Source organism: Croceibacterium mercuriale, assembly GCF_000802385.1.
Classification (GTDB): Bacteria; Pseudomonadota; Alphaproteobacteria; order Sphingomonadales; family Sphingomonadaceae; genus Croceibacterium; species Croceibacterium mercuriale.
Genome location: NZ_JTDN01000003.1, coordinates 59390 through 73840 on the forward strand (window position 1 = coordinate 59390; position 14451 = coordinate 73840).

Here is a 14451-nt window from a genome sequence, read left to right on the forward strand (position 1 = left end):
TTGTGGACGCCTAGCTCCGAAGGCATCTTCGCCGCATGCGTACCATTCGCTTCACCTTCCTATCGTTGCTTTCGTCTTTGCTGGCCGGATGTGCAGCTGCCGGTGACGATAGAGGGAGATTGATCGAGACGATCGAGGACGCTCTTGTGCTGCCTTCGGAAGCGGCGCCGCTAGCTAGCTATGAGCGATATTACGCTGATCGTGACGGCGTTATCTTGGCTGTGCTAATCAACCACTCCGATGAACATCGCCAAGCGGTAGCGCAGCATTGCCGAACACTGAGCGAGGCACCATTCCCCTGTCCGCTAAATAGCGGCGAGCTGCGTCTGGTGGATGCCGGCGAAAGCACGTGGGTCGAGGACTGGAAGGAGCTCCCTGGCATGAGCGGTGGCGGATGTGCTCAGGTTGAGATCGAGTACCTACCTAACGAGCGGACGTTCTTTCGGGCGGAATGCAACGGCCCTTACTAAGAGCTGACAGACAACTATCCACCCACACCTCGCCATAGAACTAGCCTCCGGCGCCACCCAGGAGCGGACATTCATGCGCTTCCGGATCAACTAGGCCGCGGTACTCCAGCACCACGGCGCAAGATCGCCGATGCGATTGGCAGGGTGGCCATCGGCGATGCGGGTGAGCACGTCGCGCAGCCAGGCTTCAGGGTCGATATGATTGAGCTTGGCAGTTTGGAGAAGCGTGTAGATCGCGGCTGCCCGCTCGCCGCCCTTGTCGGAGCCGGCAAAAAGGTAATTCTTGCGGCCAAGGGCGATCGGCCGAAGGCAGTTCTCGGCGCGGTTGTTGTCCGCTTCGAGCCGTGCGTCTTCGCAGAACCGGGTCAGCGCTTCGCGCCGCTTCACGGCATAGCGGATCGCGTCCGCCAGTGCGCCCTTGTTGGAGATCCGGCGTAGTGTGTCCTCCGCCCAGTTGAAGAAGCCGTCCGCCCCGACCCTGACCACTGTCCGCCGTTCAAGCCTGTCTTCCAGCGGCAGTCCGCGGCCGAGCTCCTCCGCCTCGTACATCAGGTCGATCAAGCTGACACCGGTGCGCGCCGTGGTTGAGCCGGTCGCCTTCCATACATCGTAGATCTTGCGTCGAACGTGCGCCCAGCACGCTACCTCATAGATGGGACCGGGTTGCCGGCGTCCATCGTACAGCTGGTCGTAGCCCGCATAGCCGTCCGCCTGCAGAAAGCCGGTAAAGCTCGCGAGATGCGATCGGGGTCGCTCGCCTTTGCGGTCGGGCGTGTAGAAGTAGGCCGCTGCCGGTGGACCGATGCCCTGCCATCCCCGGTCATCCCGGGCATAGACCCAAAGCCTGCCGGTCTTGGTCTTGCCGCTGCCGGGCGCCAGCACCGGCACAGGCGTGTCGTCGGTGTGGATCTTGTCGGCCGTGAAGACGTGCTGGCGGATGTGCTCCACCAGTGGCTGCAACAGCCAGCTGACCTGGCCCACCCAGTCCGCCATGGTCGAGCGGTCGAGATCGACACCTTCGCGGGCATAGATCTCCGCCTGCCGATAGAGCGGCAGATGGTCGGCATACTTGGACACCAGCACATGCGCGAGCAGGCCGGGTCCCGCCTTGCCGCGCGGGATCGGCAGCGCCGGTGCCGGCGCCTGGTTGATGACGTCGCAGCGCTGGCAGGCAAGCTTGGGACGGACATGACGCATGACCTGGAAGCGGCCGGGCACATACTCGAGCACCTCGGTTACGTCCTCGCCCAGCGCAGACATCGTACCACCGCACGCGCCGCAGCCATCAGCGTGCGGAGCGGCATGCACGATCTCCTGACGGGGCAGGTGGTCTGGCAGCGGCAGGCGCTTGGGCTGACGCTTCTCGCGGGCAGGTGGAGCGACACCCGTGTCAGCGGATGCGCTGATCGCCTCGGCCTCAACCGTCTCGAGATCTTCAAGCCTGAGCTCCAGCTGCTCGATCTCGCGGGAGAGCCGCTCGGAGGACTGACCGAACTGCATACGCCGGAGCCTAGCCAGCTGGACCTTGAGCTTCTCGATCTCCAGCGCGGTCAGCTGAATGGCGGCCTTGGCCGCGCGGAGCTCGGCAGCGGTGCTGGCCAGTTCGTCAGCGGTGCTTGCCAGCGCTGCTGCTGTGCTGACACGGGCTTGCTCAACGGTCGCCAACTGCTGCTGCAACGCCTGTGCGAAGGCGCGCAGCTCGTCCGATCAGAGGGGAGATCGGTCGGGACCAGCGACATGGCCCATCCTACCACCGGCGCGACTCAGGCCAAGCAAAAAGGACGGAAAAGCGCCATTTAGATGAGGGTTGGCGCGGTCGTCGGAGCCGGCGCTACAGTGCGCCGCCAGTCAATGCCTTCGATCAGTAGTGCAAGCTGCGCAGGGCTGAGCACGATGCCGCCGTCGACCAGCGGTGGCCACACAAACCGGCCCTGCTCCAGGCGCTTAGCAAACAGGCACATGCCCGAGCCATCCCAGTAGAGCGCCTTTAGATAGTCGCCGCGCTTGCCCCGGAAAAGGAACAGGTGACCCGAATATGGATCAGCCTCAAGGACCTGTTGGGCCAGTGCGGTGAGCCCGTCGAAGCCCTTCTGCATGCTTACCGGCTTGCAGGCGAGATAGACCTTGGTGCCTGGCGCCAGCGCAATCATGCGACATCCCTCAGCGCCCGCAGCACTCGGGCAAGTGCCTTCTCATTGACGTAGCTGTCGACCGACAGGCGAACGCCGCTTGCCAGGTCGATATCGATGCCGCCGGGTCGCGCACCCGGGTGCGGGCGGATCAAGTCCTCCGCCAGTGCGGCAGGTGACGACGGCTTGGCTGGTGTCGCCTGCGCTGATGTCATGTCCGGCTCGGTCGATGTGGCGTGCGTCACCACGCCATATGGGATGAACTGCAAGGGCTCGCTGGCGATGCGCTGCGCCTCGCGCCTCGTCTTGCGCCAGCCATGAATGAGGCTGGCCGAGACGCCGACAATCGTGGCACCCGGCTCATCACACTGCGCCAGCACCGCCTCGCGCTCCTCGTCCGAGTACCGCCGGCGACGTTCGACCCGTGTGATGACTTCCATGTGGCTCATCCGCACTCTCCTTACGGAGTGCGAAAGGACACTCCCGAGAGCTCACCGCCTCGCGCAGCTGGGCCGCGCCAGCAACACGCGTCAGGCCGGACGCTTACATCTCGCTCGCACATACGAACCGTTTGTCGGGATATGCGTAACCGCTCCTCTAAGTTCGCGCAAACTACCTCGCGCCTCGCCGGACTATCGGCCGAGCCAAGCCGTTTTGCTCGTTGATCCAATCCTCGCGTTGGGGTCGGTTTCGTATGTCATTTGAGCCGAGGCGAACTACAAAGCGACATTAGGAACCTCTCAGGAATCCCTTCTCTTATCAGGATCAGGATACCCTTGGTATCGTCGCCGCTCAAGAATTTGCCCTGCTTCGCTTCGTGTGCGTCAATGCTCTTGTTCTCCCTCAGCGTGGGCCCGGACAACCCCTCGCGGATGAAAGGCTGTCGCTGGCACTCGCTTGCCGTAACGCACGCGACCCGCAGCAAATACCGGGAAGTATCAAATTGCCTTTACAACCCTTGCGTGCTCTCGCGACTGACCCGACCAGCCATTCAGCAACTGTCGAGTTCCACGATCGCCTCCTAAGGCCAGCTTGCCGGCTCCCGCACGCAACCGGCCACATAGCCCGTCGTGAAAAGCGCATCTATATGATGGTACCGGAACATTCATGCTATCAGGCTAATAGCGACATAGCCGCTAACGCATCCCAGACGGCCCTTCGGCCGCGTTCTGCAACGGGGTAAGGTCAAGGCCAGCGTAAGGCTCGAGGTTGCCCGCGTGCGTCGATTTCCGGCGTTTGCAGCATGATCCGGCGGTGGTAAGATTTCGAAGAGGATGGTACTAGTGACTACTGACACGAGTGGCGGCAATCCTACCGCCGTGCGCGACCTGTTCGCAGCTGGGCCGTTGCCGACCACCGCTAAGGGGCGGATGCTGTGGTACGTGCGGCAACCATTTATTTTGCCGTCCCGTTCGCTCTTAGGATCTCGCAGAATCCGTAGTCATGTGGATCGCAACACTACTCCAGCATCATGGCGTGAAGATTTTTCCTGTCGATCCACACTGGTAGTAGGCACCGGACCGAGCCTCGATAGGGTAGACCAAAGTTTTTTTGCTCGGTTTCAAACCATCATCTACATCAACTTTGCACTGCAACGAGCAACCTATCAAAGGCCAGAGTATTACTTTACTACCGATATTATGCCCACCCGTGATATCGTGGTTAAAATGGGCCCCGCTTGTCTGACACAACTTGGGCGCGATCGATGTATTTTTGCGCCGTTCTTCCTTGACCAGTGGTATTTATTGACACCTGAGGGACGGGAATTGTTTACATGGCTGAGTAGTGACTCTTCGTGTTGGACCGGCCAGACCTTCAAAACTTTGCCGCTTCCGCTTATATGGCGATACTCCCCTCGACAGCCAGTCTGGACCAGCTTGAAGCTACCTACTGCAGAGCGCACTATTCCGATATTGCGTCATACTTCTGCATTGACTGCGGTATTGTTTGCGGCGCTTCAAGGTTCACGCGAGATTGGCTTGATCGGCTGCGATTTCTCTGCCGGACGAGCTCACTCGATTGCCGCTGCGCAGCCTGGAGCGACAACGAACATTTTCTCTGAAGCAATTGGTGAGTTAAGTGCCATGACTGAGGCGCTCAGCTGGCGGGGAGTGACAGTTACCAACCATTCTTGGCTTGTCTGACAATGTGCGCTGGCTGGCAGGTATGCTTCGGTCACGTGATATACCGGATTAAGCACGCGGTACTGCATTCTAGCCATGTGTCAAATGGCTAGCTCAAGGTAGTACTGCGAGTTCGTCAGGTCAGTACCTGAGACGGTTGCTTGGACCCGGGTCGGCAGTGAGCCGAGATCCGCGTCGGGTTCTCAACTCGTCCGCGCGATGAAGTTTCTATTCTATTCTGGGTTGATCAAACGGCTTCGACTGAAAGGTGCAGGTGGCTGCTGTCATAGTGACTTAAGTTCGCTAGCTTGCGCAGCGAGCGTGTGAATGGCGAAGCGGATCACCACGGATTGTTTTATCTTCTTCGAGGTCACACTGTAAGGTATGATACCATAGCTGGGTACGAGTACTATTTTTCCAAGCAGGTGCGCTCGGGTGTGAATAAGTAACCTGCTGATCTTGTAATAAAACCTCCATCTCTCTTGGTAACTCAACTTTAAGAAGCGATCTGATCGCAAGTACTAAATCTGCGCAGCCAACGTGTCATAGACCGCTCTCGACGAGCGGAGTTGCAAAGTGACTGAAGCACATGAGTAGAACGTCTTCCTAGCTTGTGTTGTTCTTATGATGAAAGCAGAGGGCTGCAGCGCAGATGGCGCCTGTTGCCGGTCGCTTATTACCCACTGTCACAGCTCCGACCTGTTTTATGCACGGCTTGCGAATGTCCTGCCGGACATTGGAAGATAAGCTCTCGTTTCGCACACATGGTGATCTCGGTTTTTACGTCGCGGCAGGCGCTGGCGATGACCGGCGCAAAGGAGGAGGCATCGGCCTCAGTCTATAGCGCAATGGCAATATACCCGCAGGCGATAATTTGCCTCTCGCCACTAATTAGATCAAACCCTCGCCCGCCTGCCGTTTTAAAAGCGCCAGTTTTTCGAGGGTTACGAATTGCGGTTCCCAGTCTATGTCCGCAGCATCGTGTTCGTCGATGTCGTAAAAGTAAGGCTGGCGTCCAATTCGATCGCCTACCTCTCGCATCGATTTGAAAGGCATTACATATAGGGCGTGATTGATCTCCAGCAGCGGCGTCAAGTCTTGGCTGCGTGGCCACTTCTCAACAGTGTTATCGTAGTTAACAGGCCCCTGCTCGGTCCAAAAAAAACGCTGCGTTCTTGTCACGGACACAAGGCAGTCATGACCATCTGATAGAGCCTGCTCGTAAGTGGCTAGACCATCACGGTAGATCGAACTGGTGATAAATGGCGATGTCACATGCGACCAGAAAATCGTGCCGGTTGCGCGCAGCTGTGCGATATAGAGGATGAAATCGTCCATTGAAGTAGATGAACGGCCATACTCGTCGGGTCGCTCTAGCGGAACAATGCGATCATCCACTTCGTGTGCATAGCGCTCGGTCGCGTCAAGCACTATCGGGTCGTTTGACGAGACAAGGATACTTTCAAGCTCAGGTATCTCAGCCATCTGTCGCAGCTTTAACTCTAACAGACCTCCAGTGAACCCGGCGAAGGGTCTCGTGTTTTTATTAGGAACTCGCTCGCTGCCGCTACGGCAAGGTATGAAACCGATGTACTGCATGGTGTAACTCTCGCTAATGTTAAATCTTCGGGTTATGGTTGTATTTGGAGGCGCATCGTGTGCTAACGTGCGACAGTCAACTCAGGAACACCAATGCGATAAGCTGATGCTCAAAGTGTATCTGCAATGCAAGAAGATTGGCCTTAGAGTTGGTTCTAGAAATCATGCTGACCGCGATGCGTCTGACGACCATGGTAGCGGTTGCGTAAAGCCTGGGCGGCGAGGCCGATAGTGGCCGAGAAGTCCTTGGCCAAGAGGCGATTGCGATCCATCCATCCAAAGGTTCGTTCAACCACCCAGCGCCTTGGATGGACGGTGAAGCCGATCTGGCTGGCGACTTTCCGGACGATCTCGATGTCGATCACTGTGGCTTCGGCGCCGCGATCCGAGTTGTAGGCGCTATCGGCAAAGGCGCGTTCAAAAAGGGGTGACGGTTGCGAGATTGCTTGAGGAGCAGGAGCGCTCCGTCGCGCTCCTGCATATCGCCAGGATGGACCAGAAGCTCCAGGGCACGACCATCAATATCGACGATTGCGTGCCGCTTACGCGCCATGACTTTCTTGCCGGCGTCGTAGCCACGTGGCCCGGCGGCTTTGGTGGTCTTGACCGACTGGCTTTCAATGATCGCTGGCTAAGGCGTCGCTTCCCCGGCTTTGCCGGTCGGTCGGTGAGCACCAGCGCGTGGTTCAGGCTTTGAAAGAAGCCTTGATCTCGCGACCCGCGAACCAGCGGCAGGCCATCTGCCACGGCGGAAAGCAAGGCGGCAGGCACCGCCAGGGCGCCTCCGTGCGCAATACGAAAGGGATTGCGTTGAACAGGTCTCATCAAGGCAAGCGCCATGGCCAGCCTTTCGCCCGCTCCGCCGGCAGGTACGGCGCTACCGCCCGCCATTCGGCGTCCGTGAGGCTGCTTGGGCATTGGCGATGATAGCGTCTATGCTGTCGTGGAGTGTCGCGGGTCCACATGGCGTTCTTCGAGCTGGCGTCAGATACCTCCTGGAACTACGCCGTGCCGCGATGCTCAACTTTCTGCAGGGACCTACAAAGCGGGCTCTAACTCAACAAACATCGATCATCCACCAGCAGCGCCTCCTCGCGCGACCATTGAGCCGACCCATTGCTGCTCCCGCAACCACTATTGAGCGTGTCCGATCAGTCTGGGTCATAGCCACAGGAGCTGAAGTAGGTGGCGCATTCGTTGGGCTGGAACAGGTCGTCCAGCTTGCCGATTAGGCTCCTCCAGCCGGAGACAATCCGTTCGGCAGCCTTGCGCAGCATGGCATTGAGGCGGAAATACGCTTTCTCGATTGGGTTGAAGTCGGGGCTGAAGGGCGGGAGAAACGTAAGGCTTGTGCCAGCCGCCTCGATCCGCTCGCGGACAACGCTCCGCGTGTGGCTCGACAGATTGTCCATATTGACGATGTCGCCGTGCCGAAGCTCGGGCACAAGAAATCTGAGCGACGTAAGCTTCGAACCGGTCGCCATTTATCGGTCGGTCGAGCACCATGGGGCTAGCATGCCGCTCAACCTGAGGCCCGGGACCGGCGTAGTCGTCGTGCGATGGCCAGGCGGGCATCCCATTCGAAGCCGCTCGCCCGTGACGAAGCGGCAATGACTGCGTGTCATGTTGGTCCTGTCCACGTCTCATCGATCAAGACCAGGCGCTCCGGACCGACCTCCGGTTGCCCATCGAACCAGGCCTGCCGCTGCTTCAGGGACCTCGGGACGGTCCTGCTCGATTGCGTGGCCGGTCATTCTTTGCGCGTAATCTCGGGACGCACGAAGAACCGCTGCAGCGTGGCGCTCGAGAGCGTCAGCCCCGGCTGGGCGAGTTCCACCCACGATTCATCAAAAGTGATGTCCTTCGGATGTCTGCCGGATAGCCAGCACCGCATTGCAATCCGCCTCGAGCCGCCGCGCGCGTGTTTCACCGCCTTGCGGCCTTGGTGCATAACTGCCACTTGCACGACGTTGCGTGTGCCTTCGGATTGGCTTTACCGGTGCCATACCGAACCGCACGGCCGCGGCGCGGCAGCTGGCTTCCTCATCCACCGCATCGTTGCTGCGAAATCGAGGTTCGGTGGACCGGCCTTGCTCATAAACTTGGGCCTGAGCTGGGATTGCGGTATCAGCGGCTGCGGCGCAGATGCGGCTAATTGTGAGTCGGTGGGGACGGGAACAGACTTTATGTTTAACTGGAGCGAAGGGAGAGTTAGCGCATTCGCCTTGGCCGTCTTGTTGCTAGCGGCCTGCGGTGGTGAGGACGATGCACGGCCCGCGCCCACTCCACCTGGTGTGCCGACGACCCCCGATCCCACTCCGCCATCTTCGGTTGGACCATTGCCCGCGGGTGCCACAAACGACAGCCTCGTCGCTGAACCCCCGGTGCTCAGCTTTGACACGGCAACTTACGGCGTTCAGCGACGCACCTTCCAAGCGATCCCAACGATCACTTTCACAGGTAACCGCCTTTGGCTGGCATATTTCGGTTTCAATGGACTACCCACGGGCGAGGTGACCGGTACATATCAGATTCTGGTCTACAGCGATGATGGTGGACGGACTTGGTCGCGGGAGCATTATTTTGTCCCTGCCGATCCACGCGTAGATCGGGTGGGTGATGCGCGTTTGTGGACGGCACCCGACGGCAAGCTGTGGATGTTCTATTTTCAGTCGGGAGATGGACAAACCATAGATCAGCAAAATGGAGCATGGGTGACCATCATTGATAGCCCGGAAGCTTCTGAGCCGCAGTTCGGCCGCGGCTTTTGGTTTGGGGATGGCATCGTCAATCGGCCATTCCGCTACCAGGGCGATTGGTTGGTCCCCCTTGATTATGTGTTCTACAACAAGCCACGACAGCCACAGCGTGCCGGGCAGCATCTATACCGCATTGACTGGATGAACCGGCGATTCACTTACGTGACAACTCTACCCAGAAACCTTCGGGCCGACTTCAACGAACCAGCATTGGTGGAACTGCGCGACGGGTCGTTGCTGCTGTCTAACCGATCTCACGCTGGTAATCTGATAAGCCGGACAATCCCAGGAACCTGGCGCTGGAGCACGGCGGAACCGTTCAACGGCTTTCCGACCGATCAGACCCGCACCGCGTTGCAGCGCAGTCCTAGCGGACGGCTGGTGTTGGTGACTAACAAGAGCAACGTTACGCGCGAGAACATGACGATCGCGCTTAGCAACGATGAGGGTCAGACTTGGCCCCACCAATACACATTTGATATACGACCGGGAACGTCATATCCTGATATCGCATTTGCTCCTAACGGCGACATCTTGGTTGCATACGACTTCGGGCGATACTGGGGGGCCATTCTTCTAGCGCGGTTTAATGAAGAGTCTTTGGTGCGCGGTGAGCCGCAGCCAGCGCCTGTTTTGGTCAGCTTCGGCCAGGGGAAACGTAGCTAAGCATCTAGTCCATTCCTGTTCCGAGTCGCTCGGCCATGCGCTGACGCCGACGTCGTGCAGAGAAGGCTTTTTACATGGACCGGTGTCTCGCCCTAGATGAAGCTTGCTAAATAGCGGTCAGGTCAGCACCGATGTCCTTAGCTGATCTGAACCGACTGAGATCAATCAATATGAGAAAGTGAGTATGCCGCCGCCAGATGCTGTTTGTACGCGCAGCACAACATGACTGTATGTGGCAGCGACCTTAAAAGGATGCCATCTCTCGTCTTCCGCGCAGCAAGCGGGCAGAATCGGGTTTACCCGACCAAGTTCTTTCGAGACAGGCCACAAAGGTTACGGCGAGACGCAGCGCTTCTTCTAGTATGGCTCTAGTGGGATGGCAGGCCTGCCAAGGCCACTCTGACAACTATCGGTATCTTAGGTCGACTATCGGCTGCGATAGCTTGCGCTGCCACGTTGATAGTAGCGGCAGGCTGCTGGAGCGTGTCGGGGAGCGGTTGGCAGGTGCAATCATTTGCCCAGCTACGACACATTTCCGGCATGGGAGTTGCTGCAGGAGATTGGAGGGCTAATACCGATTTAATGTGTGATGCGCTGATGGCCAAACATGACTACAGGCGCGGCAGCGCGGCAGCGCGGGAGTGGCAGGCAAGGCATGACTAATCTAGTGAGTTTCTGTGTTCTGGCGCATAGCGACGCCGCGATGCTGAAGCGGTTGTGCGGTCGCCTTGCGCCGCATCCAATCCATGTTCATATCGACAAAAAGTCCACTACCCTGTCGCTGGCCGAGGTTGAGGCTATTCCTAACGTTGTTACCGCTCTCCAAGAAGTCGAGGTTCACTGGGCCGATTTCAGCATGGTGCGGGCTGCCTTCTTGCTGCTGGAGAGGGCGCAGCAAGAGACGCCAGACGGGCACACACTGTTGCTGTCGGGCAGCTGCTACCCGCTAGTGCCGGTCGAGTGGCTGGTGCGCTACCTAGCGCAGCACCGAGACCGGGATATTATCCAATTGATTCGCGTAGGACCCCGCAGCGAGCTGCACCGGCTGGTCGCTCGCCGCTGGCGGATGAGGCCGTTTTTAACTACCGCGACGCGTGTCAGGGTCCCGCTGGTAGCAAAAGCCGACGATTTCGCCCGCCGGTTGTACAATGCTCTGACCCGCCGGTTGGGTCGAGACTTCTTGCGAGAGATCGGAGGTCGTACACCGCATCACGGTAGCTCTTGGTGGGCGATATCTCCTGCCTCGCGCGACTACCTGCTTGAGCTATGGCGTCAACATCCGCAATGGTTCACAGCATTCGAAAGCGTCTATGCGGTGGACGAGATTTTTATCCACACTCTACTGGCGAATGGGGAGCGGCGCGGGCACCAGATCGGGCCGACTACGGACCTAGGTACCGAGACAATCTATGACGCACCATTACACTTCGTATTCCAAGGCAATGCTAGGTCGGTCGAGGACACGCCGGAAACGCGGGTGGCTGTCGAACGAACAGAGAAGTTCTTCTTGCGGAAGCTCTCCTCATGTAACACGGATCTGCTTGATTGGATAGACACGCGTGCAGACAACCTACATAGGACCGGTGCCTGATTTGCCTTACGACTTGGTCGGCAAGCGCGGCTGTACGGCAGCGCAGACGAGCATGGCAGGATCGGCCATCGCCTGCGAACCGGGACAGGTAGCTCTCGGTCGCTTGTCGCGGAATGCAGTGATGAACCAACTGGTGGCTCGCATCAGCGAAGTCGTGGCGGAAACACGACCGTGAGTTTACGACGATTGTCGTTGGGGATCGGATCCGGCCTGTTCGACAAAGTTGTAGTCGCTTTGGTTCAGCTGATCATGGTGCCGCTTCTTTCTAATGCTTGGGGGTTGCACCTCTATGGCACCTGGGCGATGATGATCACGATACCTTCGATGTTGGTGCTGAGCGATTTCGGCATAGTCAGTTCCGCTTGGGCGCGCATGACGATGTTTATTTCGCGTGGTGAGATGGGCGAGGCTCGGAGTGTTCTCCATACCGCCTGGCTATCTGCTTCACTTAGTTGTTGCGTAGTAATCGTCGTCACCGTGGCGACTAGCATGCTGCTGTCAGACGAAATGATTACGGGGGGTGAGCAGATGAATGCTTTTCAAACCCGCATAATCATAGTTCTTTTAGCTTTGTATGGCTTGGGCGTGATCATGTTTCGCCTCAACACCGCGATATTTCGGGCTGCTGGTAATTTCACATTAGCGACATGGTGCAGCACTGCCTCGTTCACACTTGAGAATATGGCGCTCCTGGCTTGCGTCCTTTCAGGCGGGCGACCGCTTGCCGCAGCTATTACTCTGCTTATAGCGCGCTTGGTTGCGATAGGCTTCGTGTTTTGGCTCTCCCATCGTAGATTTCGCGAGGTGAGCCCCGGCTTCTCTCATGCTAGCCGCTTGCAATGGCGAGAGATGTGGCGTCCGGCGCTATCCTCCTCCCTGCTTGGCTTCGGTTCATTGGCTTTCCTGCAGACGAGCGTGCTTGCACTCGGATTTGTGGCTGGAAGCGCAGCGGTGCCCGCGTTCATGGCAGTACGGACTCTGTCACGTGTGGGCCTGCAAGTGGCAATGATGATCGCCAATCCAGCTGCACAGGAATTCGCGCAGGAGATGTCCTTGGGGCACTCATTCCGCGCTGGGCGCTATTTCGGGCTAGTAGGTGCGACCTCCATCATAATGGGACTTGGCATGGCCATCGGCTTGACGGTTCTAGGCTTGCCATTCATCGATCTGTGGACAGGCGGTGCAATCGACGTGTCATTCTTGCTGATCGTGTTCATGGCGACGTCGTCGGCAGCGGCCGTCTTGTGGAATGCTCTGGCAGCACTGATAAGTGCGCTGAACCGGCAAGGCTCCATCGCACCCATCAATTTCGTGGTATGTGTCGTTGGGGTGGCGGTGATCCTGCTGCTTGGAGACAGAATAGGGGCGGACGCAGCGGGGCTGGCCTATGCAGTTACGGACGCGGTAACCGTATTTTCTCTAGCGCTGTTCGTGCGGCGAAGCTGGTGGCGGGATGCCGAGTTTCGGCGCGGCACTTACGCGGCGCTATCTCAATTGCGGGCGCCTCGATCTGCTTTGAACGCGCTGCGGCGCGGCATCTAGTGAAGCTTCACGCCGAAAAGTTAACTGACTCCTTGCACCGTCAATACTTGAGTGTCCTGTGCTGCTTGCTCGTGTAGTAGCGCCAAGCAGCGGATGCTAGCGGTTGATGGCTTGATGGCTTGATGGCGGACGCGGGCGACCTGTTCGGCCAGGCGTTGCGCCAGCCGGTCGTCGATCTCCGGCGCGTCGATCCGCTGCATGCCGGGCTGCGCGGCCTCCTCCACCCGCACATCGCCGGGGCGGTTGACCATGTTGTTGCCCCCTAATTGCCTGACGGGGCCTCGCGGGTTTGGGTGATGTACTCACGGGGTGATCGGTAGCCCAGAGCCTTGTGCGGGTGGACCTCGTTGTAATGGGTGAGCCAGCGGGGCAGCTGCTCGAGGACCGTACGTGCATCGGGCGTGGGGTTCACGCGGACGTAGTCGCGCTTCAGGGTGCGGACGAAGGCTTCTGCTATCCCGTTCGATTGTGGCGAGCTGACCGGCGTCGTTCGCGGTACCAGGCCGATGTCGCGGGCGAACCGGCGGGTGTCCCCAGCAACGTAGGGGCTGCCATTGTCGGTGAGCCACTCGATGGGCACGGCCAGGCGGTTCACCGGGCCGAAGCGGTGCTCGACGGTGGCGACTATCAAATCGCGGATGTCCTCGGCAGTGATGCCGCCTGTACTAGCGACGTGCCCCATGGCCTCCCGGTCACAGCAGTCGAGCGCGAAGGCCACGCGCACCTTCTCGCCGTTGTCGCAGGCGATCTCCAGCGCATCAGAGCACCAGCGGGTGTTACGCTGGTCCACTGCTACGCGGCCCTCATGGCGCCGCTCCTCCCGGCCTGAGTTGTGGCGCTGGAGCAGCAGGCCATGGATCTTCATGACCCGGTAGACCCGTTTAGGATTGGGCGCGGTGCGCCCGGTCCTGGCGGCATGGCGGCGCAGCAAGGCATGGACCCGGCGATAGCCGTAGGTGGGCAGGTCGGCGATCAACGCCCGGATGTCGCCGACCAGCTCGGCATCGGGCAGTGGCGGTCGCCCGCGCCGACGTGGCGGTGGCCGATAGTGCATGGCAGACAGGTGCTGCCGGCTGATGCCCAGGGCCTCGGCCACGGCACTCACCGGTAGTCCCTCGGCAACGAGATCGATCGCAAGAGCAGTTTTTTTGGGCCTGTGGCCCGGGACACGGCCTCCCGCAGGATCTCGGCTTCCATGGTCTTCCTGCCCAGCAGCCGCTGCAGCTCGGCGATCTGGCCCTACAGCGCGCGGTACTCGGAAGCGGGTACCACCTCCTCCCCCGCACCGGCGGAGGTCAGCGCACCTTGGGCCATCAGCCTGCGCCAGGTGAAGATCTGGCTGCCGCTGATGCCATGCTGGCGGGCCACGAGCGACACGCTCATGCCCGGCAAGTACGTCTCCTCGACGATCCGAACCTTCTCTTCCGGGGTCCAGCGCCTCCGGCGCTGAACCCCGGAGAGGACCTCGCCATCGTGGTACCGCCTGGTCGTATGCTCGGTCATATGCCTCACTCTTATCTAAGAGCGAGACCCTGTCAGGTCATTTTAGGGGCCAGCTCAGACCATGACCTC

Annotated in this window: 9 protein-coding genes and 4 pseudogenes; 5 read left to right on the top strand and 8 right to left on the bottom strand. The window is 59.3% G+C overall.

All coding sequences use genetic code 11. The features are described from left to right. The first annotated feature begins 35 nt into the window (after nt 1-35). Nucleotides 36-470 (top strand): hypothetical protein, encoded by a 435-nt coding sequence (locus PK98_RS14670; RefSeq protein ID WP_039097804.1) that lies wholly within the window; start codon nt 36-38, stop codon nt 468-470. 90 nt (nt 471-560) lie between these two features. On the opposite strand, the gene tnpC is transcribed toward PK98_RS14670, so the two are convergent. The 3 genes from tnpC to PK98_RS14685 form a co-directional block, all read right to left on the bottom strand. Continuing rightward, on the bottom strand, nt 561-2168 hold the full coding sequence (tnpC, locus tag PK98_RS14675) for an IS66 family transposase (protein WP_081996302.1): 1608 nt from the start codon (nt 2166-2168) through the stop codon (nt 561-563). A gap of 98 nt (nt 2169-2266) precedes the next feature. Beyond that, nucleotides 2267-2620, bottom strand: a complete 354-nt coding sequence (gene tnpB, locus PK98_RS14680) for an IS66 family insertion sequence element accessory protein TnpB (RefSeq protein WP_039097453.1) — start codon at nt 2618-2620, stop codon at nt 2267-2269. Further along, nucleotides 2617-3048, bottom strand: coding sequence for a transposase (locus PK98_RS14685; RefSeq protein WP_039097806.1), 432 nt, complete (start codon nt 3046-3048; stop codon nt 2617-2619). The genes tnpB and PK98_RS14685 overlap by 4 nt, the downstream gene beginning before the upstream one ends. 825 nt (nt 3049-3873) lie before the next feature. On the opposite strand from PK98_RS14685, the gene PK98_RS16840 reads away from it, so the two are divergent. Continuing rightward, nucleotides 3874-4743 (top strand): hypothetical protein, encoded by an 870-nt coding sequence (locus PK98_RS16840; protein ID WP_152608725.1) that lies wholly within the window; start codon nt 3874-3876, stop codon nt 4741-4743. 870 nt (nt 4744-5613) lie between these two features. Here PK98_RS16840 and PK98_RS16465 read toward each other — a convergent pair. From PK98_RS16465 to PK98_RS16475, 3 genes and pseudogenes are all read right to left on the bottom strand, one after another. After that, the gene (locus tag PK98_RS16465) at nt 5614-6321 is read right to left on the bottom strand and encodes an acylneuraminate cytidylyltransferase family protein (RefSeq protein ID WP_039097808.1); all 708 of its coding nucleotides are present in this window, start codon (nt 6319-6321) and stop codon (nt 5614-5616) included. Between the two features lie 172 nt (nt 6322-6493). Next, nucleotides 6494-7286 (bottom strand): annotated as a pseudogene (locus PK98_RS16470) (IS5 family transposase); the annotation flags it as partial. Nucleotides 7287-7472: 186 nt separating this feature from the next. Beyond that, nucleotides 7473-8372, bottom strand: a pseudogene (locus tag PK98_RS16475) (IS630 family transposase). A 135-nt stretch (nt 8373-8507) separates the two neighbouring features. On the opposite strand from PK98_RS16475, the gene PK98_RS16480 reads away from it, so the two are divergent. The 3 genes from PK98_RS16480 to PK98_RS14715 all read left to right on the top strand — a co-directional run bounded on the left by PK98_RS16480 (nt 8508) and on the right by PK98_RS14715 (nt 12879). Beyond that, nucleotides 8508-9746, top strand: coding sequence for a sialidase family protein (locus PK98_RS16480; RefSeq protein ID WP_152608726.1), 1239 nt, complete (start codon nt 8508-8510; stop codon nt 9744-9746). A gap of 655 nt (nt 9747-10401) precedes the next feature. Next, the gene (locus PK98_RS14710; RefSeq protein ID WP_161792451.1) at nt 10402-11337 is read left to right on the top strand and encodes a beta-1,6-N-acetylglucosaminyltransferase; all 936 of its coding nucleotides are present in this window, start codon (nt 10402-10404) and stop codon (nt 11335-11337) included. A 171-nt stretch (nt 11338-11508) separates the two neighbouring features. Next, nucleotides 11509-12879 carry a lipopolysaccharide biosynthesis protein gene (locus tag PK98_RS14715; protein WP_152608727.1) on the top strand — a complete coding sequence of 457 codons (1371 nt, stop codon included), beginning with the start codon at nt 11509-11511 and terminating at the stop codon, nt 12877-12879. Nucleotides 12880-12903: 24 nt separating this feature from the next. Here PK98_RS14715 and PK98_RS16845 read toward each other — a convergent pair. Further along, nucleotides 12904-13130: pseudogene (locus tag PK98_RS16845) on the bottom strand (P-type DNA transfer ATPase VirB11); the annotation flags it as partial. A gap of 11 nt (nt 13131-13141) precedes the next feature. Next, nucleotides 13142-14382, bottom strand: a pseudogene (locus tag PK98_RS16485) (IS3 family transposase). Nucleotides 14383-14451: the final 69 nt, after the last annotated feature.

Coding starts and splice junctions, on each gene's coding strand:
- PK98_RS14670 (WP_039097804.1), top strand. CDS start 36: ATGCGTACCATTCGCTTCACCTTCCTATCGTTGCTTTCGTCTTTGCTG.
- tnpB (WP_039097453.1), bottom strand. CDS start 2,620: ATGATTGCGCTGGCGCCAGGCACCAAGGTCTATCTCGCCTGCAAGCCG.
- PK98_RS14685 (WP_039097806.1), bottom strand. CDS start 3,048: ATGAGCCACATGGAAGTCATCACACGGGTCGAACGTCGCCGGCGGTAC.
- PK98_RS16840 (WP_152608725.1), top strand. CDS start 3,874: ATGGTACTAGTGACTACTGACACGAGTGGCGGCAATCCTACCGCCGTG.
- PK98_RS16465 (WP_039097808.1), bottom strand. CDS start 6,321: ATGCAGTACATCGGTTTCATACCTTGCCGTAGCGGCAGCGAGCGAGTT.
- PK98_RS16480 (WP_152608726.1), top strand. CDS start 8,508: ATGTTTAACTGGAGCGAAGGGAGAGTTAGCGCATTCGCCTTGGCCGTC.
- PK98_RS14710 (WP_161792451.1), top strand. CDS start 10,402: ATGACTAATCTAGTGAGTTTCTGTGTTCTGGCGCATAGCGACGCCGCG.